Raw genomic sequence first — 22034 nt, 5'->3', positions numbered from 1 at the left:
ACCATGAACCGACGCGACTTCCTTTCGATGACCGGTGCAGCCAGCGCTTTCGCTCTTGCGCCGTCGGCGTTTGCCGCAGCAAGTCAACTCCCGGTCGGGATGCGTGCGACCGGTTATGGCAACGTGCTGATCCTGGTCGAACTGAAGGGCGGCAACGACGGCCTGAACACGGTGATCCCGTTCGCCGATGCTGCTTACGCCGCGCTGCGTCCAAAGATTGGCATCAAGCGTGAGGAGGTCGTGCAACTCGACGAGCGCACGGGCCTTCACCCCGCGATGCAGCCCTTGATGCCGCTATGGAAAGACCGCCAGCTCGCGATCGTGCAGGGCGTCAGTTATCCGCAACCGAACCTCTCGCATTTTCGATCCATCGAGATCTGGGACACCGCCTCGCGCGCCGATCAATATCTGCACGAAGGCTGGCTCACGCGTACGTTTCGCGCGCAGCCCGTGCCGGCAGGATTTGCTGCCGATGCCGTGGTTATTGGCAGCGCGGAAATGGGGCCGCTTGCGAATGGCGCACGAGCGGTTGCGCTCGTGAATCCGGCGCAGTTCGAGAAACAGGCACGGCTCGCGACGCCGATATCGTTGAAAGAACGCAACCCGGCGCTCGCGCATATTCTCGATGTGGAAAACGAGATCGTGAAGGCAGCCGACCGGTTGCGTCCACGCGCCGGCCAGTTCGTGCTGAAGACGCAATTTCCGGGCGGTGCATTCGGTACATCGATCAAGACCGCCATGCAAGTGCTTGCCGCCACCGATACCCCCGCCGGCGTGCCGCAAACGGGGCAGGGCGTCGCGGTGATTCGCCTGACGCTCACTGGCTTCGATACCCATCAGAACCAGCCGGGTCAGCAGGCGGCGTTGCTCAAGCAGTTATCGGAGGGCCTGGTCGCGATGCGCTCGGCGCTCCTCGAACTGGGCCGATGGAACGAGACGCTCGTCATGACTTACGCCGAGTTTGGCCGGCGGCCGCGTGAGAACCAGAGCAACGGGACGGATCATGGCACGGTCGCGCCGCATTTCGTGATGGGTGGCCGGGTGAACGGCGGGCTTCATGGTGCAGCGCCGGAATTGGCGCGGCTGGACGGGAACGGCAATCTCCCTGTCGGCGTGGACTTCAGGCAGATGTATGCGACCGTGCTCGGGCCGTGGTGGGGTATGAATTCCGCCACGGTCCTCGGCCAGAAGTTCGAGCCGCTGCCTTTGCTGCGCGTGTAAGCACAGGGCATCAGGAAGCGACCACGGTCAAGCTATCGGACGCGCCAACTGATCCACAGTTTGCGAATGGGCGTCAGCGCAATCCGCTGATGGAGCACCTGGAAGTTTTCGCGTTCGATCTCATCGAGCAATGCCAGCGATAAAGCCGCTTGCGTACGCAACACGCGCTGGGTCGCGCGCTCGTCCGAGGGGATCGCGGCCAGTGACTGCTTAAGCGCTTCGCGTGCGCGGCCGGTCTGGAAGCGCATGAGGTCAGTGAACGCATCGCTGTATTTGCGGTTGATGAGATCGGCCGCGGTGACATTGAGGCGCTGCAGTTCGTCGATGGGGAGATAAATGCGGCCGTGGCGCGCGTCGTCGCCGACTTCTGCTACGCGCTCCGCCAGCGTCAACGCCGTGCCAAGCGAGTTGGCCCAGCCCGATACATCATCAGGACGGCGTGCACTCGCGCGGGCGATCATCAAGGCAAACGCGCCACCGACGTTGTCCAGATAGCGCCGCAGACCCGGCCAGTCGAGATAACGCGCTTGATCGAGGTCCATGCTGAAACCGTCGACCAGATTTTCAATCGATGCCCGTCCTTGCTCGTCCAGAACCGGGGTGTTCGCCTGATGCGCGGCGATCGCCTTCGTCACGGGGTGCGCGGGTTCGCCGCCGAACAGGCTGGCCAGTTCCTTTTGCCACCAGGCGTGTTTGGTCCGGCCGATGGTGGGGTCGCTGGTTTCCTTGACGGTGTCTTCCAGCTCCCGGCGCAATGCGTAAAGCGCTGTCAGAAGCGGCTGTCTGGCCGAGGGGGCACGGCGCAGGGCGTAGTACGTGCTGGAGCCATCGGGAGCGGCTTTTTGCTGGCAGTAGTCGTCGAAGTTCACGGCAATGGAAGGTGATGACGGCGTGAGCCGACCGGTCCGGGCCAGAAAAAAAGCCATTGAAACTCAATGGCTCGGGCGCGTTCTGGAAACAGGACAGGTAAGGGAGCATGAAGCATTGTATTTATCGGTGCGGCGGAAGCCTGACTGCACGCGATGTTCAAGCCGAATTATCCCCCGGATGGGAATGTGCTGCAAGGCGGGGCGGAACCGGCGACGCCGCGCGATGCGGCGAGCCCGTTTCCGTCGACCAAATATCAGTTAGAAATCCAAAGCAAAAGAGATGGTTACTGCGGTTGGCAAACCACATCGAATTTAAGCAGGGTCGTGGGCCCGAACGTGTTGCTGATAGCGACATCGGCGGCATCGCGGCCTCGCGCCATCAACACGCGGCCCATGCGCGGAACGTTGTTACGCGCATCGAACGTCTGCCAGTTTCCGCCAATATAAGCCTCGAACCACGCGGCGAAATCCATCGACGTGTACGGCGGCGGCATGCCTGCGTCGCTGATATAACCCGTGCAGTAGCGCGCCGGAATATTCATCGCGCGGCATAGCGTAACGGCCAGATGCGCGAAGTCGCGGCATACGCCCTGACGCTCCTGATAGGCTTCCCACGCCGTCTTGGTCGGCCGCGCATGCGCATAATTGAACACAATATGGTTGTGCACGAAGTCGCAGATAGCCTGCACCCGTGGGCGTCCCAGTGGCGTATTGCCGAACATTTTCCACGCGATATCCGAGAGCAGATCCGTCTCGCAATATCGGCTGCCAAGCAAGAAGACCAGGCATTCGTTGGGCAGGTTTTCAACCGGATGCTGCCAGCCATCCGGTCCGGGCTTTTCGAATTCCTCCGGCACCTCCAGCAACGCCGACGTCGACAGTGCTATCTGGCCCTCGGGCGCGACGATCCGGCTGCACAGGTTGCCGAAACCGTCGCGATACTGCGAGATCGGCACCGGCGGATCGACCACCAGCAAATCAGCGAGCAAAACCTGGGGCGCGAACGAGAAATGCGTGTTCAGCATGAGAAGCATGGGTGTCGGTTGCGGACACTCGTAGACCAGCTCGTAACCAACGCGGAGTTTCATGGGAGTGGCCTTTCTATGGAAGAGGACATCAGCGGTTTTCGGTCACGCTGACCTCGACATCGAGGCCGCGGAACGAGCCGGGCTCACCGTTCCAGGTTCCCCAGAGCGGGAGGGCCTGATGGTGGTCCCATGCAACCGCGACGCGGATGAGATGACGGTTGCCGATAATGCTGTTGGTCGGGTCGAAATCGACCCAGCCGGCGCCGGGAAGATAAATCTGCAGCCATGCGTGCGTGGCGCCGCCACCGCGCGTGGCGTCATGATCGGGCACGAAGATGTAGCCGCTGACAAAACGCGCGGCGAGCCCCAGCGAGCGCACCGCGTCCATCATGAATACCGCGAAATCCCGGCAACTGCCGCTGCGCAGGCGCAAGGTATCGGCGGGACGATTCACGCCTTTCTCCGTGCGGCGGACGTACTTGAAGTCGTCGTTGATCGATTGCGTCATCGCGCGCAGCAGCGCCATCGTGCCCATGGTTTTGCCGGGCGTGACGAAGCGCTTGGCCCAGGCATCGACATCGCCATCCGGCTCCGGCCGATTACGCGCGTTGACGAGATCCGACGCCTCCTCGTTCGTGTACGCAAACGGAAATGTGGCGGCGTAGCGCTCGAGCGCGTAATCCGGCTGCGGCGTTTCGAAGTGCTCGAGCGTGACTTCGCTCTCGAACGCCAGTTCTTTCGCTTGGCTGTCGAACGTGGCGACGGCCACCGAGTTGTCGAAAATGTCGTGCAGCCAGCGCAACCGCGCCGGTTCCGGCGTGATCTTCAGTTGCATGGTGACGAGGCGCAGATCGTGGCTGGACCTCGGCCGGAACAGCATTCGATGCTCGCCAAAATCCACCGGTTCCGAATACCGGTAGATGCTCGTATGCCGTACAGTAAAGCGTTGTGGCTCGTTCACCTGGCTGCCCCGCTCAAGCGAAAACCAACAGGGAGGAGGCCGCTGGCAAACATGCTCCGCGACCCTGCCGCGACAGTCGCGGCCTGATGGTTGAAAGCCATTGTGGATCCTTGATCGAGGTGGCCGGATTCTCCGGACACCAGTTTTCAGGATACACGAGACGGTTCGGGCGAAAGAATTCGTTTGCGGCGTGGCTGGCGGTCCTGTGCGGGTTTTTCCGACGATACGCCGGCGCGAGATCGGGCACGCGGCGGCGGTCAATGGATGCCGTTACCCGCGCGGCCAACACGAAGAAAAAGGTGTCAAGCGGCCGCGAGAGCGGATACGCGCTCGTAGTCGACCGGTGCCCCCAAGTCGATACGGCCGATCCGAAGGCGTGCGATCAGCGCGCGAGTCAGCAAGGCCGCTTGTCGTTCGGCGCTCGCGACAGCGGTGATTACCGCGATTGCCGGCGAAGCAGCAAGCGTCAACGCGACTAGCGCGCTGACGTCCTGGCGCGCGATGGCGTCAAGCAGCGGCTCAATCGCCTCGTCGCCGAGACGAGAACGTTGCGCACCATCGCGAGTCCGCTCGTCGCGCACCCGGTCTTTCGCGCGATGCACCATCTGCCGGCAATGCGCGGCGCTTCGGTTCAGGATCTTCGCGATGCTCGCGTAGTCCGCTTCGAACGCCTCGCGCAGCAGGAAGGCCGCCCGTTCTTCCGCCGACAGCCGCTCGAGCACGCGGCGCATTCCGTACGACAAATCGGACGTTTGTTCCGCGAGCGTCTGGGCCGAAGGGGCGGTATCGATGGAATCGGACCGGTCGATACCGCCGGCCAACGGCGTTTCATATTTCAGATGCCGCAGGCGGTCGATGGCCGTGCGTTTTGCGACCGTCGCAAGCCACGCGGCCGGCGAGTCCAGCGAGTCCAAACCCGCTGAGCGTTGCTGCAGATGCCATTTCACGAATGTGTCCTGGACCACGTCCTCGGCATCCGCGCGCACGCCCAAAATCCGGTACGCAAGCGAAAACAGCCGTGCGCGCGACGCCTCGAAGATGGCGAGTTGCGCCGTGTCGCGATCAATATCCGTATCACCAGTCATGCAGGTTCCCCTCATCACGTGCTTCCGCCATGTAGCGGTCTGACTACGGCCTGACGGCTGGCATCGCGCGAATGTGACAGTCGCCGGCAAAAATATATCGCGTGAACGGGCGTCACGCACGGACGACGGTGCGCGTCATATCGGGTGAGGCAACCACCTTCAGCCGATATCGGCAAAAACAAAGGAAACGCAGCGATATGAATCCCCACAACCTTGGCCTCGTGCCGACCGTCATAGAACAATCCGGACGCGGCGAACGTGCCTACGACGTCTATTCGCGGCTGCTGCGCGAACGCATCATCTTCCTGGTGGGACCGGTGACGGACCAGACGGCGAGTCTGGTCGTGGCGCAGTTGCTGTTCCTCGAAGCCGAGAACCCCGACAAGGACATCTCGCTGTACATCAATTCGCCGGGCGGCTCGGTCTATGACGGCATGGCGATTTTCGACACCATGCAGTTCATCCGCCCGGACGTCTCCACGCTATGCACCGGATTCGCCGCCAGCATGGGCACGTTCCTGCTGAACGCGGGCGCCAAGGGCAAGCGGTTCGCGTTAACCAACGCGCGCATCATGATCCACCAGCCTTCGGGCGGTTCGCAGGGCACGGCTGCGGATATCGCCATCCAGGCCGAAGAGGTGCTGCACTTGCGCCGGCGCCTGAACGGGATCATGGCGGAGCGCACGGGCAAGAGCGTGGAGGAGATCGTCCGCGATACCGACCGGGACAATTTCATGTCGGCGGATCAGGCGCGGGAGTACGGTTTGATCGATGAAGTGCTGACGCAGCGCGGGGCCGCTTGATCTGTCATCGCCCTACAAACCAGCGCCAGGAACGACAAAGCCTCGCAGTTTTCACTGCGAGGCTTTGTTTTCAACCTGGTGCGTGAGGTCGGCTACGAACCTTTATATAAACAAAGGGTTTGCGGGGTGCGTGGGGAGAAAATGCGTAGACTGAAAACCGTGGGAAATGGGGCTCATCGCACGCTCGGTTGGCGCCATTTTGCGGGCTGTTCGTCCTCATCCAAGCCGGTCGCCACTACCCAAAACGCGCAGCCAGTAGCCGCAATCGCCTGGACAAGCAAACGGCCGTCACGGACACAATAGGCGTGCGCCGTGTTGGGAATGTCGCCGGCCCAATGCTCGCATCGCCAGCACGGATGCGAGAAGTCACGGTCTTGGAGGAAGCCCATCGAGATATCGGAAGCTGTATAAACGTACAGTATGCGCCGATGGGTAAAAAAAAGCCCCGCCCGAGAGCGAGGCCAAACCCCATGCCAAGGGGAGAGAGACTATTGCGGCGACAGTACGGTGTTGATGTAGTCCTGAAGGCCAAATATCTGTTTCTCGCTTTCCGCTAGTTGATCGCGTAGGGCGAAATAATCTTGTCGAGCGTCTGAATCGAGTTCGGCGGTGCCTTCATCAGCCATGCCGGCGGCGCCGGGGGCTTGGGGCAATCCACTGCTTGCCGAGCAGGAGGCGCGGACACGCAAGCGGACATCGCCAGCAGCGACGGCAGCAGACAGCCGAGCGTTTTCAAGCTTCGCATCTTCCAGTTCCTTTGAACGTTGTTTGTCGATGTCGGCGACTTTCTTTTGCCAGCCTTGCTCAGTCGCGCGCGCCTTCTCGGTTGCATCGGCCGCCGTCTTGTCATAGCCCGACTTGAGCGTGTTGATTTCCGCGTCTGCGCGCCAGCCGTTCACCGTCCAGCCCGCGCCGAACAGGAGCGCGGCCGCGACGAGAACGGCAATCGCTTTAGCCAGCATTCTTAGCCTCGGCCGGCTTGCCCTGCTTGATGATTCGAGCCACAAAGATCGCGAGTGCGATCCACTTCAACGTGGTCGGGTCGAAGTAATCGCGCAGGAAGGGCAGGTATTCGGCCGCTTCCGCCACGACGCCCAGGCCGAGCGCGAGCCACGTCACAAGGAACGTGTGCGCGCGGTGAATGTCGTCGATCAAATGCGCCGCGATGGCGTCGATAAGCTTCCTCATGCTGCTTGCTCCTTGCTGTAGGTAATGAAGGCGTCGCGCATCTTCGTGTCGTACTTGTTGATCGCGTAATCCTTGCCGTTATAGCCGGACGCGAACGCGGCGAAGTCGAGGGCGCGCAGCGCGCGAATCAGATTCGGGTTCGCCTTCACAAAGCGGATGAAGGCATCGAGGTGCGCGCCTGCACCGCTATACATGGCATTAAGGAATGCTTGCGCCGATGCGTAGCCCATGAGCTTCCAGTGAAAGCCCATGATTTGAAAAATGCCCCACGATGCCGACTCGATCGCGGACGGCCGATGGATCGTAATAGCCCGCGCGAGGCGGTCCCACTCGCCGGCCTTATTCGAATACCCGCCCGGCGTCGCGTTCACGATGTCCGGTTGCGTCATGGCGAAGTGCTGCGCATCGCCGGGGAGGCCGTTGCTCACGAGCTGGCGGCGCATGATGTGCCGCTCGAACAGGATCACGGGCCGCACGCCATCGGGCAGGAACCCGGCGCCCTTAGTCTCGACGGATGCAACGGCACGAACGGCCGCGACCGACACGCCAAGGTCTGCGGCCGCTTTCTTGTAGTCGTCGAGGGTGAGAGTGGTAACGGTCATTGCTTGCCTTTATCGTCGTCAGCCGGTGCGCCGGCCCACCGCTTGAAGAACCCTTCGAATATCTCGATGCTGCGGCCGCCCATATGTCCGGCCACGCCCACGAGCACAGCAGTCCAAAGCGGCGATACGCCAGTGGCTTGCGCCGCGTAGAAGGTCACTACGCCCGAGAAGCCCGAAATAATTACTTCGCATGCCAAAGAATTGAGAGCTTGCTTCGTGTTCATTTCGCCCGCCTTGACTTTACGGATAAACCGAACGCAGCCGCCCCAGGCAGAAAGCGCAAAGACCCATCCATACGTCAAAAGATCGTATGAGGTAGGGTCTTTAGCTGCTTCTGCGACTTGTCGGATTTCCTCGTTCATCCCGATTGACCCACCAAGAAATAATGGTGCGATTGTAGCACCGTCAAGGGTTTTGCTAACCACATATCGCGCGCGGGCGCTAGTGCCTAAAAGGATTAAATGCGAATATTTGTCCTATGGTTTCGCATTGTGCGGAACCGTGCTATAGAGGCCGAAAAAATGGGAAACACCACGCCGCGCAGAAACACAGAGCACGTGCCCGCACGCAGACTGACAAAGGCAGAACAGGCGGAAACGCCGTGGTCCGCCGGCAATCCCGGCGTGAAAATCTCTATCAACGTTCCGTTTCCCGAACCTCTTATGATCCAGCTCGATTACCTCGTCGAGCACCGCGCCATTCATAGCAAATCGTCGTTTATCCGCGACTGTGTAGAGGCGGCCGCCATCCGCGAGATAGAGCGCTTGCGCCGTGTGCAGCGCGCCGTTGAAGTGATCGACGCGGAGGATCGCGCAAGGAAAACGCGATGAACTACGTTGCCGTAGTTATCGCGCTCGTGTTCGGGATGGTGATAGGGCGCTTCACCCTGGGGTATTCGAGCGCCGAAGAGTGCGCCGTCCGCGCGCAAACGCGGATCGGGGCCGCCTCATGCTTTGAGTTGTATCCCCGAGTCGCGTCCCTTCGTTAGCGCTGGATGACGTCCAAGGCGTTGCGAATGATCTGCTGCTGCAATGCCTCGTTTTCCTTCAGCTTGGCGCGACGCTCGCCCACGGACAGGGTTTTATCCTTCTGGATAGCAACCTCCATTTCCCGGATCGTTGAGAGCGTCTTCGTGGTCTTGTCTGCCACCTTGGCCGTACCGATCAAGATACCGTTACCCTCGCGCGTCGCAACCTCGGTGATCGCTTCCGGGTCTTTCGCCTTCTTCGCAAGCATCAGCTCCTCGCGTGCCGCCTTCGACTCGGCCGTAACGTCGTAGTAGCGCGAGCGCAGAGCGCCCATCGTTTGATCCTTAACGAAGTCCTGCACGAACGGCATATCCTTGGCTTCGATCGCGCTCGGCTCGGTGACTGCCAGCTTGCCGATGCCAACCATATCCGCCACGAACTGACCCAAGCCGCCGGCATACGAGCGCCAAAGGTGTTTCAACGTCTCGGGGCTCACCTTCGTGATGTCGTCTTGGTAGGGCTTCATGCCGATGAACTCGCCAGCCTTCGCCGTCGCCTGCGCGATGTCATCGTAGACAGAGCCTTCGCTCGAACGGTATTTCTTCAGGTTCGCGGGCGTGTTCGGTGCGTGCTCGTTCTCGGGAACAATCTTGTTGCCGAACGAATTGCGGTTGTTTGCCAGCTCGGCGAAGGGCTTGGCAATCGTCGGCGTGACGGCGGCCGCGATGTCTGCTTTGTGGTTGTCGCTATCCGCGTCGTAGATGCCATTCAGCGGGAAGTAGGCATCGATAAAGCTCGATACCATCCGCGCCGTCGTTTTCATCGGGCTAATGCCACGCGTCAATTCGGCGAGGCCAACACCCATAGCGTAGATCGGCGCGAATTCCTGAGACACAGGAACCTGCAAGGTCTTGCTGCCGATGCGCATGCGGAAATTCTTGGTGCGCATGCTCCAAGCGGTCCCGAGCCATTCGTCTTTATCATCATCCATGCCGCCAGCGGCCGTCATGAACCCGAGCGCGCCGAGCATGCCGAGTGCTGCCATGCCCTGCACCTTGTGGTCGCCCTTCAGGATGGTCTTGAACGCGTTCGACGTACCTTGAATGGCCGGGTTGAAGAACAGCCAGATTGCGCCGAGCGCGCTCGTGGTCGAACCCTTGCGGTCAAAGTCAACGGTGACGTTCTTCGCGGCCGCTGCTGCCTTGCCCGGCGTTTCGCCCTTGTCGCGCAGCGTGGCATAGAGCCCGAGACGCATCGCGTTTTCGGCCGCTTGGTTGCCGATCTCGAAGACGTGCGCGAGGCCGCTCACGATCTTGCGGCCGGCCACGACGGCGGCCTTACCCTTCATGCCGTCTTTCAGGAAACCGCGCGCGCCGTATGCGTCCTCGAACATGGCCGTCAGGTTCTTGCCATGCGCGTCGAGGTCGCTCATCCACGATGCGCCGGTCTTGCCGCCCTGCATGCGGTATTCCGTCAGGTACGTCCCCATCTTGCCGGCCGGCGCCTTGCCCGTGGCCGCCCACTGGCCGAGAGACTTGAACGCCATCGGGTAGTGCTTCCAGGCGCTTGCCATCGTCGCGGCGCCGTACTGGCCGGCCATGTTCACCGAGCCCGTGCCGAAGTCGCGGATCGCGTTGCGCAGAATGAATGCCGGGTTCGCGCCCGTGTAAATCTTCGAGAAGTAGCGGTTCATGGTCCGCATGGCTTCGAGGATCGGGTGCATCTGCGCGTTGTCGAGCGGGCGAAGCTGCGCGGCAAGCGGCAAATCGTGGATCTGGATGCGAACCGGCTGGCCGTCCACGTAGACCATTACCTCGTTTTCCTGCAACGGCTTGACGAACTCGGCCACACGATCGCCGTTCGAGTCGAGCACGGTGTAGTTGGCGCGGGCGTGCGCTCCAAGCCCTTCGAGGAAAGCATTCACCTGAGATTGCGACGTGAACGAGCCTACCGTCTTGCCGGTCTTGCCGCCGAGCGGGCCGGTATCGACCACGTTGTACACGCGGCCGGCGATGTAGCGGCCCTTCGGCGGCACGCCGATGGTCCAGAGGTCGTCATCCGGGTTTTCGGCCACGAGCGCGAGGAGGAATTGACGTGCGAGGTTCTTCTCGCCGCTCGATATGACTTGATCGTAGTCGCGCGCGATGTTTTCCAGAATGTATTCGTCGCGCGAGCTGTGGCCCATCGCCCGCTTTACCTTGGGACCATACTCGCCGTCGCCCTTCAGCGGCACGTAGTTCGCGTATGCCTTGTCGATCGTATCGAACGTCTGTTGATCGATCAGGCCGTAGTTCAGCTTGAGCTGAAGGGTAGCCTTGGCGATGTCGCGTGCCTTCTGCGCGATAGCCTTCAGCTCGGTTGCGTTCGCGTACTTCACGAGAATGGCGTGAGCCTCGGCATTCGTCATGCCCGAGCCACCGTCCGGCATATCCGGGTTGATGCGCGCGATTGCGTCGTTGCGCTCTACCGCGTGTTCAGCGTGAAGCAAGTCGGCGAGGTCATCCGGCTTGAACCCGGTTTTCTTCAGCGCCTTCATCAGCGGCTTGAACATATGAGCCTCGGCGTCATCCTTGCGCGCAGCGATGCGGCCCGGCCGGTTCGTTTCGGCTTGGTAGTAATCGGCGCGTTCCTCGATCGGTGCGCCCGTCAGTTCCGCGATGCGCTCTTGAACCTTCTTCACGCGGTTCATGTTGTTCTGCGCGCGGGCCTGCTGGCGCTCGAAAAAGGTAGGCGCGGCCGGCGTCAGGCTGTTTGCCGGCGGGGTGCCGGTGGTCGGCGTCGAGAAGCGCGTGCCACCCTGCGGGCCGTTTGTGCCTACGCGACCATCGCGCAGCGCGGCAACGGCCAGAGCGCGGAGCTGTGCCGGCGTGACGGCGCCGAGCTGCTTGCCGAACTTGCGCAGAACCCATGCCTTGATCTCGCCGGCCGCGTCATCCGCCCAACGGAGGAACACGCGCGGAGCCTGCTCGAAGTGCTCGATCACGTAGGCGCCGAACTCCTCGGCGCGCTGGTCGGCCGGCGTGTTTGCTGCTTCCACGCTGGCGCGGGCCTTGTCGTAGAACTCGCGCGCGCGGCCGCCGGACTGGCGCCCTTGGTTCATCAGCGCTTCGAGGCGCCCGAGCAAGCCCGTCCATGCCGCTTCATTCATCAGGCTCTTGCCGCCAGAGTGGAAAGCCTCGTGCAGCAGAACGGCGGCCGCGCTTTGCGGCGTGAGCTGATCGGCAACAAGGTGAATCTTGCCGTCTTCCGTCGTCATACCCTGGCGCCCGGCGCCGTTCTCGGTCGGGAGGGTTAGTGCGGTATCGTGCAGCACCACACTACCGGCATCGATCAGCTTGCCGGCGAAGTCTCCGTACTGGCCTTCGCGCAAGCTCGCGTCCAATTGCTCGGCGGCCGTGCCGGTCTTTTCCTGCTCGACCGGTGCCGTGCTGAATTTCTCCTTGCCTTCGATATCGACCGTTGCGGCCGCCGCGTCAGCGGACGGTGCCGGCGCGTTCTCGGCCGTCTTTTCCTTCGTCAGCTCGTCTTGCAGGTTGTGCAGCTCGGCAACCTTTTCGAGCAACATCGCTTGCTCGGGGAACACGGCGCCAAGCCGGCCGTTGATGCCCTTCAGGCGGTTGCCGTTGATCTTGATACGCTCGGCGAGCTGCGCGCGCTGGCCTTCGAGGTTGTTCACCTGATTCGCTGCGCGCGTCGCAATGCCGCCGATCGGCAAATCCGGGTCGAGCGGCAGGGAAATGATCGGGTTCGGGTCGCCGGGAATGTCGATGGTGACAGCGGCGTTGTATTCGCCCGAGCCCTTCAGCGTTATGCCGTGGTACATGATCGGGAAACCGCCGATCTCGCCGATCTGCTCGGACGTGTCCGCTTCCTTCTCTGCCAGCTCCTTGAAGCGATTGAACACGGCGCCCCCAAACTCGGCACGGTCCTCGATCGTGACATTACCCACCTTGCCCGAGAACTCGCCCGCGCGGATCGGCTTGGCCTTCGTCAGTGCTTCCGTCAGCTCGTCCGTGATCTTTTGATCGTGCTCGATTTGGGACTCGGCGTAATTCTTATCGCGGCGCAGCTTGTTCTGCTCGTCGTGGTGGGCGTGCGCAAGGCGGTCCAGACGTTCAACGTCCGCCTTCAGGCCGGCGAGCTTCATGTAACGCTCGTCGCCCGACGCCAGAGCGGCCGCCATATCGAACGCGGAGGCTTCGGACACGTCTTCGAGGGAGCGCACGCTATCGTCGCCGGTCAGCGCTTGCTCGATGAACCGCGCCTTGCGGGCGTTCATGCCCCACATGGTTGCGTCGTAGCTGCCCTTGGTCGCCCAGGCGCGAATGCCGACTTCCTTGTTTTGGTTGCCCTGGCGGATGATGCGGCCTTCGCGCTGCTCGACCGATGCCGGGAACCACGGCGCGTCCAAGTGCTCCTCGGTGTACAGGCGCTTTTGGACGTTGACGCCCGTTTCCATATCCTTGCCGCCGATCATGATGCGCTTGTCGCCCGCGCGCATTGCGGCAAACAGGCGTTCTTTCTTCGCGTGCGTGTTGTAGTCGCGCACGAACGCAATGTGCTCGCGCTTCACGCCGGCCTCGACAAGGGCGTGCTCGATCCACGCCTTCATATCAAACCCGCGCGTTTCGGCGGACTGCTCGCCGAGCCCTATGTCCGTGAAAATGATGTGCGAGGCGCCCTTGTTGGCGTCGATCTTGCCGTTCGTCGAATACTCGAAGTCGGCGGATGCGTGGTAGTCGGCCGCGACCGATGCCAGCATTTGATTCAGCTTGCTGTTCGGGTCGCTCGGCGCGGTCGGATCGACGAAGCGCATGTCGATAGCGGAGAACCGGCCGTCGGAAATAACCTTCAGGATGATGTCGTCACCCTTTTTCGGCGGTCCCTTGCGCGCACGGATCGCATTGATACGCGACTCGAGCGATTTCTGATATTCCTTGTAGCCGAAAGGCGAGGGCGTAACCTTCACTTCGCGGCCGCCGGTCTTGACGTTCGGACGCTCGACGTACTGCGAGAGCTGTTGCGACGTGAGAATGTCCATGAACGAGCGAACTCGGCGCATCAGCTCGGGAACGTTCTGGAACTTGGCGAAGCGCGAGACGATCTCGTACCCGCCGGCCGCGTTCTGCTCGAACCCTGCAACGATGTCGCCGTACTGGTTCGACCACGCATCGAAGTTGTGAAGGCCGTCTTCCTCAAGCTGCTTGGCTTGGAACAGGCGTTGCACCGTGAACAGCTCGCCCATCGTGTTCGTTACCGGCGTGCCGGATGCACCCACGAGCGCGCGGCCGGGGTTCTTCTGGTCGAGGTACGTCTTCTTCATGTACAGGTCGAGGGAGCGCTGTGACCCGTTCGGGTCAATGCCCTTGATGTTGCCTTGGTTCGTGGCGAAGTCGAGCTTACGGAACTCGTGGATTTCGTCCACCAGCAGGCGGTCCACGCCAAGCTCCTCGAACGACATTACGCGGTCTTTCTTCTCGGCCGACTGGCGCGATTCGAGGCGGCGCTCCAATTGCTCGATGCGCTTCTCGATCTGCTTACGCGTGATGCGGTCGCCCTTGTCCGTTTCGTCGAGCGCGGCTTGCCACTCGGCGATCTGGTCAGAAATGAACTTCGATGCAAACTCGTCCGACATACCGATGCGGCCGAACGCCGAGTGCGTGATAACAATCGCGTCAGGGTTGTTCAGCGCGGCTTGCGCGACAAACTTCCGGCGGTTGTGCGTGTGGAAATTCTGCTCGTCCGCAACCATGATGTTGGCGGCCGGGTAAAGCTCCAAGAACTCGCGGGCGAATTGCGCCAGCATGTGATTCGGGACCGCGTACATGGGCTTGTTCGAGAGCCCGAGCCGGCGCTCCTCCATGCCAATGGCGATCATTTCAAACGTCTTGCCGGCGCCCACGGCGTGAGCAAGGTACGTGTCTCCCTGCTGGATCGCGCGCCAGATAGCCCGCTTCTGGTTCGCGCGAAGGTCGAAGCGCATCGACACGCCCGGCAACGTCAGGTGCGAGCCGTCGAACTGGCGCGGCGCGATGTTGTTGAAGTGTTCGTTGTAGTAGCTAACGAGCCGGTCAGCGCGGGCCGTGTCCGTCCAAATCCACGAGCTGAAGGCCGCACGCATCTTGTTGGCGATGTCGTTCACCTTCTCCGTGGATTCGGCGTCAACGTGCGTCTTGCCGTCCTGATCGCGGAAGGTGATCTTCAGTTGCTTATTATTCAGCACGTTTTCGAGGATCATGCCGGCGTTCATGCGCGGGCCGTTGAACGCGCTCATGTTCGAGCCCGACTGTTCGGTGGACCACTGGCCGGTGCGCTCGCTATACGAAACGTCGATCTGCTCGCCGAGCGATTCGGTTGCGAACTTAACGATGTCTTTCGGCGGAACCCAATTCTGCCCGAGCTTCACCGTGATATCGGTCGGGCCAAGCGGCTTCGGTTGCACCGCGAGGAGCGCATCGACGTTGCGCTTGAAACGCTTGTCGGTCTTGGCGGCCGCTTCGACTTCTTTCAGCTTGCGCACGACGTTGCCCGACAGGTATTCATCGTTCGTCTGCCAGCCCTTTGCCGGGTCTTCGTAGATCGCGGTCCCGAGCGCTTCGATAACTTCGGCGCGCGTCATGCTGCCGAGTTTCGCAACGTCGTCGAGGTCGAGCTTGCCAAGGTTGTTCATGGAAACGAACAGCGCGTCGTTCGTCGTCTTGATCTCGGCCTCGCGCGGTTGTTCGAGCACGCGCTCGGACAATACCGGCGCCTTCACGATCTCGCCGGTAGGCGTGATGTGTTCGAGCGAGTAGGCGAGGGGGCCATCGACGTCCAGGCGCAAGAGCGGATCGTTCTTAAAACGCTTGGTTTCCGTGACGTTTCCTTCGTCGTCGGTGCGCGTGATGGTCGAGAAGTCGAGGATGTTGCCGTGCTTCTTCACGAACGCATCGTAGGTCGCGTTCAGCGCGGCAAGGGACTTCTCCCAATCGCCGTTGGTGAGCTGGTCGAGCTGCGCTAGCTTCAGCGAGTCACGCAAGCCCGCCCACGACTTCAGGAATTCCTTTTCCTTCGGCTTGAGCGCGATCTCTTTACCATCGGCGCCGCGCCGGGATTCGAGTGCTACGCCCGAACCGTTGTCCGTCTGCATAAGGGCGCCATCCTGGCCGACATAAACACCGCCTTCCTTCTTGTTGAGCGGGTTGAAGTCGCGTTGCAGCGCCTGTGCCTTGGCGGCCTGCGGGTTCTTCGCGCCGGCCTTGTAGATGTTTTCCGGCAGGCGGGCCACGGCGTTGGCGAATGCCTCATCGAGATTGACGCCCGGCTCGGGAACCACGGTGTACTCGTTCATGCGGTACATCGAGCCCGAGAGCGCGTGAGCGCCAAGCACTTGCTCGGGGTGCGCCGCGAAGTATTCATTGATCTTGGTCGGGCCTTGCGGCGTGGTCACTTCGGCCGTGTCCAGCCACTTCACGCCGTTGTCCTCTACACCGTTGCCGCGCTTTTGCAGGAACAGAACATCGGTCACAACTTCAGTGCCGGCGTTGTCCTTGAATGCGGTCTGCGGCAGGCGCACGGCGCCAACCAGATTCGCGCGCTCGGCGAGGTAGGTCCGCGCACGGTCGGAACCCTTGTCCATCGTGCCCTTGGACGTGACAAACACCAGCATGCCGCCCGGCTTCACGCGGTCCAGCGTCTTCGCAAAGAAATAGTCGTGCAGCAGGAAGCTGTTCTTCCGATACTCGGGATCGTTGCTAATGGTGATCTGGCCGAACGGCGGGTTGCCGATCGCGGCGTCGAAGTAATCGCGCGGGAGCGCGGTCTTCGTGAAGTCGCCATTGATGATGTTCGATTGAGGGTAGAGGAGCTTCGCAATCATGCCCGTTATCGGGTCCATTTCGATGCCGGTGTAGTGCGAGCTGGCCGCCATCGAGGCAGGCATCAAGCCCTTGAACGAGCCCACGCCCATGCCGGGCTCAAGCAGCTTACCGCCACCGAAACCCATGCGCCGCATGGCGCCGTAGATACCCGTGATGATGCCTTCCGACGTGTAGTGCGCATACTGCGTGGTCCGCTTGGCCGTGTCGTACTGTTCCGGCGTGAGCGCGGCCTTCAGGCGTTCGCCGAGCGCTTGCCAAGTCGAGTCCTTATAGCGGCCGTACTTATCCGGGAAGATGCCGTTAGCGATCTCGGATGCACCCCAACCAGTGAACTTCGAGAGCTGCGCCTGTTCGTCCGGCGTCGGCGCGCGGTTCTCTGCGGTCAGCTTGATCGCCAGCTCTACAGCATCGACGTTCCGCGTAGCCGTAGCACGCCAAGAACCTTCACGCTTCAGGCTTCCGGGTCCGATGCGGTAGTCACTGCCGACTCGGGACTTAGCGCCTTGATCGTTTCCATTGCCTGCGCGAGCGCTATCTCCGTTGCGCTGTTGGTCGCCATGTTGATCTTCTGCACGCGCTTCAGCGGGTTCGGCTCGAACGTCTCGCTTCCCTGCGTCACGAGCCCGATCGTTGCTTCCTGCATGGGATCGTTGATCGCCTGCAACGTCTGACCCATCAGCTCGTCCAGATACGGATTCAGATGGCCCCGCGCTTTCATCTGCGCGAGTGCTTGCGGCGCGTACTCCTGCATCGCTTCCAGCAGGAGACTCCTGAGTTGCGAGTCGTTCATTTTGGATTCCTTCAGGCGTGGTTGCCGATTCGATTGTAGGCGATACAGGTTGCTTTGCAATGAGAGCGTCATGCGCTTTCTTGGATTCCGCTACGCTGGTCATACCATCGGTGTTCAGGCCGGGGAAGTTGCGCGCGCCTTCCCAAAACGACAGGAGGTAGGGCTTTACCGACTCGCCGATGTCGGCGGTCATGGCGGCCGCATAGTCCGAGAACGAGCGCACGCCCGATTCGATGTATGCGCCTGCGATGGTCATGCCGTCCATTACCAGCTCGGGATCAAACCCGCTGTTCAGCGTGCCGAGCTTCCTCTTCAGGCGGTCGCGTGCGGCCGCTACCTTGTCCGACGTGAACAGGGTATTACCTGCAAACGGGTCCGTTCCGTTCGGCTTCGCACCGTCGTTCGCTGCGCTCGGGTCGATCACGATAGCCGTGATGCCTTCCGAAACCTTCTTCACCGTTACCGGCTTCTTCGGTGCGGCCGCTTTGGCTTGGGCCACGCCGAGCTTGGCGATTTGCTCGCGGGCATAGTCCGCTTGCTCCTGATTGTTGAGGAGGGAGGCGGGCGCCTTGCTACCCTTTTCCGACAGCTCCCACCACTTCACGCCTTCCTTAGACTTGAATTCTTTCAGCGTGGTCTTGCCGTCCGCGATGTCTTGATCGATCGACTCGCGGCGCGTGATGCCGCCGTGCTCGGGGGACAGGTTGTGGTCCAGGGTGCTGGAAACGGTGTTGAACTCGGCGACGCGCTGGCCCTTCGGCATGTGCGCGACTTCCTTCACAACGTAGTCACCAGTCTTCACGGCACGAATGCCAACCGTGTCATATACCTTGTCGCCGTCCGCGTTCTCGCCGATCTCTTGCCAGCCCTTCAGCGTCTTGCCTTCAGGGTCTTTCACCGCGAGGCGGTAGGCGTCGGTGAACGTCGGCGCGTCAGGATCGACGGCCGGCGCCTTGGTGTCGCCTTCCTTCAGCCACGTCTTGAAGTCGGCCATCGACATATCGGCCACTTCGCCAACCTTCCAACCTGCATCAAAATTCTTGCTATACGCGGCCGTTGCGGCTTCCTTCGAGTCAAAGCCGATCATGGCCTTGTGCTCGTCGAACTTGCCGGTCTTCTGGTCGATCTGGTCAATGACGTACACGCGCTCGGCGTCAGGGTTCGCGCCCACGTACACGTCCACTTGATCGCCGTCCGCACCCTCCGTGCCGCGCACGTAGCCGTAGTGGTCAGACATAGTGCTAGACCATGCGGTGCCATCTTCGGCCACGCCAGAGCGGGTAGAGCCCTGCGGGTTCTCGACAGTGATATCGAGCCCTTGCACATTGACGTGGCCCTTCTTGTAATTGCCTGCCTCGATCTGCGCCTGAGTCGGCGCCGGCAAGTCGTTGTTCTGGCTGGTCTGCGCTTCGTGCGCGGCCGCGTCGATCTCGACGGCCGCCTTCGGCTTGATCTCGAAACGCACCTTACCGGTCTGCACCACACTATGCGATTCGCCGAGCTTCTTCTTCGCCACGAACGCGTCAGCCTTCTCTTGCGAGCCGAACCACTTGCCGGCGGCAATGTCGGGCGTAGCTTCGACGGCCGGCGCCGTGGTTTCGCGCGAGCGCATGGCCTTCGCAATGCGTTGCTGGCCCGGTCCCTCGATCTTGTCGAAACCGCGCGATGCCAGCGAGTCCGAGAGCTTCGCATCGCCGAGGATCGCGGCGCGCTCGGCCGTCGTGGCACGGGACCAACGGTCGGCGATATCGGTCAGGTCGGTGCCAGATTTGGCACTTTCCGGTGCGGCCGGCGCGGCGCCGCGCTCGACAGCGGGAACCTTCAGCATGCCGGGTTCCGCGTCGCGGGCCATGCCCTTGATGTTCTCGCGCACTGCGGCGCCGTGGGCGCGAACTTGCTCCTCAGTCATGCCCGTGGCATCGGTAACGAACTTCACGAAGTCCGCATCGCGCTTGCTCGGGTTCTTCTGCGCAGTGATGTACGCGGCGCGGTCGATATCGCTATCAAACGACAGGTCGAATTGCTTGGAGCCGAACGCATAGCGCGGCTTGGCGCCCGCAAGCTCGGTGCTCAGTGTTTCCGCTGGCTTACCAGTGGCGACAGGGTTAGCAGGAACCGGATTCGCAGCGACCGTGCTACCGGGTTTAGATGCTTCAGATTGAACGTCAGCTTGTGCATTAGGATTGACGCTACCTGCGCCGACAGTGGCGGCCTGTACATTCGTTGCCTCCTTGGTTGCGGCTTTTGCCCGGCGGTCGATCTCGGCAAGCACACGGCGACGTTCCCCCGTGAGAACCTTGTTCCATCCGCCGTTCGCCTTCGCTTGTTCCGACAGGTATTCATTGCGGCCGGTCAGGTCCGCGTCAGACATTCCCGCTACGTCCACCTTGGCCGGCTTCTCGGCAGGCGCGGCCGCCTCCTGTTTCTTCTCACCTTTCAGGACCGTGCGCTTACCGTCCGGCGTCTGCGCCGACACGATGCCATCCGCTTCCATCTGTTCGAGGAGGCGCGCGGCGCGGTTGTAGCCGATCTTCAATTGACGCTGCACGAGCGAGATAGAACCCGTGTCGCCTGCGCGCACGATGTCCACGGCTTGCTGATAGAGCGGTTCGTCCGCGATCGGCGCGGCCTGCTCGACGGCCGGCTTCGCGGGTTCGGCCGGCGCAGTGGCAGCAGGCGCGGCCGGTGCGGCAGGCGTCGGCGTGTCCGCGATGATCTCGCCGGTTTCCGGGTCGATCTTGGTCACGCTCAAACCTTGCGGGCCGCTCGTGACGGTGTATTGCGAGCCATCATCCCCAGGCACTACCACGGCCTTCCCGCCGGCAGGCGCGGCCGGTGCAGCAGGCGCGGCCGGTGCCGGTTGCGGATTCAGGCCGGCGGCTGCTACTGCGGTGCCAATCGGGCCAGTGGGAGCGGCCGGCGCGGCCGGCGGCGCAGCAGGCGTAACCGGGCCAGTTGCCACCGTACCGGCAGGCGGCACAGCAGGCGCGGGCGCGGCCTTCGGCTTGCCCGACTTCATGCTGATTGCCTCGAACGGTGCGCCAGCGATTTCGCCGAGCCCTTCCGCTGCAACGTCAACCGGGTTCGGCGTGCGGCCGGATGCCAGCGAACCGCCAGCCTCGCCCGTCATCCCGAGCGCGCCTTGCTTGCCAGTCTCGGCCGCGATCGTGCCGGCCTTCTTTGCGATGCCAAGCAGTTTGTTGCCACCGCTCTTTGCCATGACGACATCGAGCGCATGGCCGGCCGAGCCCATCGAAACGCCATCGAGCGCGCCGACAACGGATGCTTTCGCGGCCGCCGTCTTGAACGCTTCGTCGTGCGACATACCTTGCTCGCGCAAGTCGGAATAGTCGGAACCGAATTGCAGAAAGCCCGACGTGGCGCCGCCCGCCAGAGCTGCGCCGCCTACGCCCGTGCCGGCCCCGCGTGCGAGAACGGCGGCCGCCATCATGGCAATCATCTGCGGGCCGGATTGCACGCCCAAGTCGGCGATAACGCCAACGGGGTCTTTCACCACGGCGGCGCCGATCGCCTTCAGGGTCGGCATATCCCACTTGGCGTTTTCGCTCAAGCCAAGGAATTCGTTCGTGGATGCGCGGCCGCCTTCCTTATTCAGCTTGGAGTTTTCCTCGCCACGGTCCTTGATCTTTTTCGTGACATCGGCGTAATCCTTCGCGCGCGCGGCAAACTCGGCTTGCAGCTTCGGATCGGCGTTGATCTGGTCCTGCGAATAACGCTTCGTGAACAGGTCAAGCATATCGGCCGATTCCGATTGCTTGATACCGTCGATCGACGAAAGCAGGTTGTTCCAGCCCACTTTTGCATCGGTCCCAAGGTGGCCGAGATTGCGCTTCCACCAGCCTTCGCCGTCTTTCTTCTGCGCGCCGTCAACCAGTGCGCTCGCCGGCAGCTTTTCCAGCTCGTCAGGCGTGAGCGCCTTGAACCGGCCGGGCTCGCCCGCGTCCGCTTCCATCTGTGCCGCTTGCTCGGGCGTGAGCTGCTTATAGCGGCCGCCTTCCGTGATGTCGCCCGTCAGGCCGCCTTTTGCGACCTTCGCCGCGTACTGTGCCGGTGTCAGGTTGCCGTCCGATACGTTCGTCGGCAGCTTGCCGGCGCGCACGTCCTTGTTGCCGTAGCCCGCCTGATAGCCGGCCGCCAAAAGGGAAGGGTCCGACGTGCCGAGCGTCTTCATGCCGTATTGCAGATAGCGCAAGCCCGCTTCCATGTTGTTCCACGGATCGCGCTGGCCCGAGTACGTCCCCATCATCTGCTTGTACGTGTCCGGCATAACCTGCATGCCGCCAACCGCGCCTTTCGGCGAATCCTTGCTGTTCCAGTTGCCGGACGATTCCACGCCGAAGATGGACGTTGCGAGCCCTTCGTCAATGCCGAGTGCCTTCGCGCGCGCGATCAGGTCGCCGTGCGTAGGCGCGGCGCGGCCGCCGGGCGTGGCCGGTGCCGGTGCGGGTTGCGATGCGGTTTGGATCGGGCCAGATGGTGCAGGGGCAGGCGCAGCACTTGGCGCGGCCGTGCCGGGGAAGGCGGGCATTTCGAAGCGCGGAATGTCGCTCGCGGCTTGGGTGAACAGGTCGGCAACATCGCCAGCGTCCGGCGTTTGCAGCAATAAATTCTTCGGCATGGGGCTTCCTTTGGCTTGGGG

Annotated in this window: 13 protein-coding genes; 4 read left to right on the top strand and 9 right to left on the bottom strand. The window is 62.1% G+C overall.

What is annotated here, in order from left to right; all coding sequences use genetic code 11:
- Positions 1 to 3: 3 nt before the first annotated feature.
- Complete coding sequence (locus tag M0D69_RS14155; RefSeq protein ID WP_301782612.1) at positions 4 to 1221, top strand: DUF1501 domain-containing protein; 1218 nt, start codon at positions 4 to 6, stop codon at positions 1219 to 1221.
- A gap of 32 nt (positions 1222 to 1253) precedes the next feature.
- Here the strand turns inward: M0D69_RS14155 and M0D69_RS14150 are convergent, their stop codons facing one another.
- From M0D69_RS14150 to M0D69_RS14135, 4 genes are all read right to left on the bottom strand, one after another.
- Positions 1254 to 2147, bottom strand: coding sequence for a squalene/phytoene synthase family protein (locus M0D69_RS14150; protein ID WP_301782611.1), 894 nt, complete (start codon positions 2145 to 2147; stop codon positions 1254 to 1256).
- A gap of 227 nt (positions 2148 to 2374) precedes the next feature.
- Positions 2375 to 3178: a transglutaminase family protein gene (locus M0D69_RS14145; RefSeq protein ID WP_301782610.1), complete on the bottom strand. Its 804-nt coding sequence runs from the start codon at positions 3176 to 3178 to the stop codon at positions 2375 to 2377.
- Positions 3179 to 3206: 28 nt separating this feature from the next.
- Positions 3207 to 4079: a transglutaminase family protein gene (locus M0D69_RS14140; protein WP_301782609.1), complete on the bottom strand. Its 873-nt coding sequence runs from the start codon at positions 4077 to 4079 to the stop codon at positions 3207 to 3209.
- A 302-nt stretch (positions 4080 to 4381) separates the two neighbouring features.
- Positions 4382 to 5164: a sigma-70 family RNA polymerase sigma factor gene (locus M0D69_RS14135; RefSeq protein ID WP_301782608.1), complete on the bottom strand. Its 783-nt coding sequence runs from the start codon at positions 5162 to 5164 to the stop codon at positions 4382 to 4384.
- A 197-nt stretch (positions 5165 to 5361) separates the two neighbouring features.
- Between M0D69_RS14135 and clpP the strand changes: the two genes are divergently transcribed.
- On the top strand, positions 5362 to 5967 hold the full coding sequence (gene clpP / locus M0D69_RS14130; RefSeq protein ID WP_301782607.1) for an ATP-dependent Clp endopeptidase proteolytic subunit ClpP: 606 nt from the start codon (positions 5362 to 5364) through the stop codon (positions 5965 to 5967).
- A 488-nt stretch (positions 5968 to 6455) separates the two neighbouring features.
- On the opposite strand, the gene M0D69_RS14125 is transcribed toward clpP, so the two are convergent.
- From M0D69_RS14125 to M0D69_RS14110, 4 genes are read right to left on the bottom strand one after another with little or no spacing between them, the layout of a single operon-like run.
- A complete protein-coding gene (locus M0D69_RS14125; RefSeq protein ID WP_301782606.1) occupies positions 6456 to 6929 on the bottom strand; it encodes a lysis protein in 474 nt (157 codons plus the stop codon).
- Positions 6919 to 7155 carry a hypothetical protein gene (locus M0D69_RS14120; RefSeq protein ID WP_301782605.1) on the bottom strand — a complete coding sequence of 79 codons (237 nt, stop codon included), beginning with the start codon at positions 7153 to 7155 and terminating at the stop codon, positions 6919 to 6921. Before M0D69_RS14120 ends, M0D69_RS14125 begins: the two co-directional genes overlap by 11 nt.
- The gene (locus tag M0D69_RS14115; RefSeq protein WP_301782604.1) at positions 7152 to 7757 is read right to left on the bottom strand and encodes an N-acetylmuramidase family protein; all 606 of its coding nucleotides are present in this window, start codon (positions 7755 to 7757) and stop codon (positions 7152 to 7154) included. The genes M0D69_RS14120 and M0D69_RS14115 overlap by 4 nt, the downstream gene beginning before the upstream one ends.
- The gene (locus M0D69_RS14110) at positions 7754 to 8119 is read right to left on the bottom strand and encodes a phage holin family protein (protein ID WP_301782603.1); all 366 of its coding nucleotides are present in this window, start codon (positions 8117 to 8119) and stop codon (positions 7754 to 7756) included. Before M0D69_RS14110 ends, M0D69_RS14115 begins: the two co-directional genes overlap by 4 nt.
- Before the next feature lie 195 nt (positions 8120 to 8314).
- On the opposite strand from M0D69_RS14110, the gene M0D69_RS14105 reads away from it, so the two are divergent.
- Together M0D69_RS14105 and M0D69_RS14100 are read left to right on the top strand one after the other, a co-directional pair.
- Entirely contained in the window at positions 8315 to 8587 is a 273-nt protein-coding gene (locus M0D69_RS14105; protein ID WP_301782602.1) for a hypothetical protein, read from the top strand.
- Positions 8584 to 8745 carry a hypothetical protein gene (locus M0D69_RS14100; RefSeq protein ID WP_301782601.1) on the top strand — a complete coding sequence of 54 codons (162 nt, stop codon included), beginning with the start codon at positions 8584 to 8586 and terminating at the stop codon, positions 8743 to 8745. Before M0D69_RS14105 ends, M0D69_RS14100 begins: the two co-directional genes overlap by 4 nt.
- Here the strand turns inward: M0D69_RS14100 and M0D69_RS14095 are convergent.
- The gene (locus tag M0D69_RS14095; RefSeq protein ID WP_301782600.1) at positions 8742 to 22013 is read right to left on the bottom strand and encodes an LPD38 domain-containing protein; all 13272 of its coding nucleotides are present in this window, start codon (positions 22011 to 22013) and stop codon (positions 8742 to 8744) included. The two genes, M0D69_RS14100 and M0D69_RS14095, sit on opposite strands and share 4 nt — an antisense overlap.
- Between the last annotated feature and the right edge of the window lie 21 nt (positions 22014 to 22034).

Origin of the sequence: Caballeronia sp. SEWSISQ10-4 2, assembly GCF_030464885.1 — a bacterium.
Taxonomy (GTDB): Bacteria; Pseudomonadota; Gammaproteobacteria; order Burkholderiales; family Burkholderiaceae; genus Caballeronia.
Note: the sequence above shows the minus strand (reverse complement) of the source record. Positions and strands in the feature narration are given on the sequence as shown.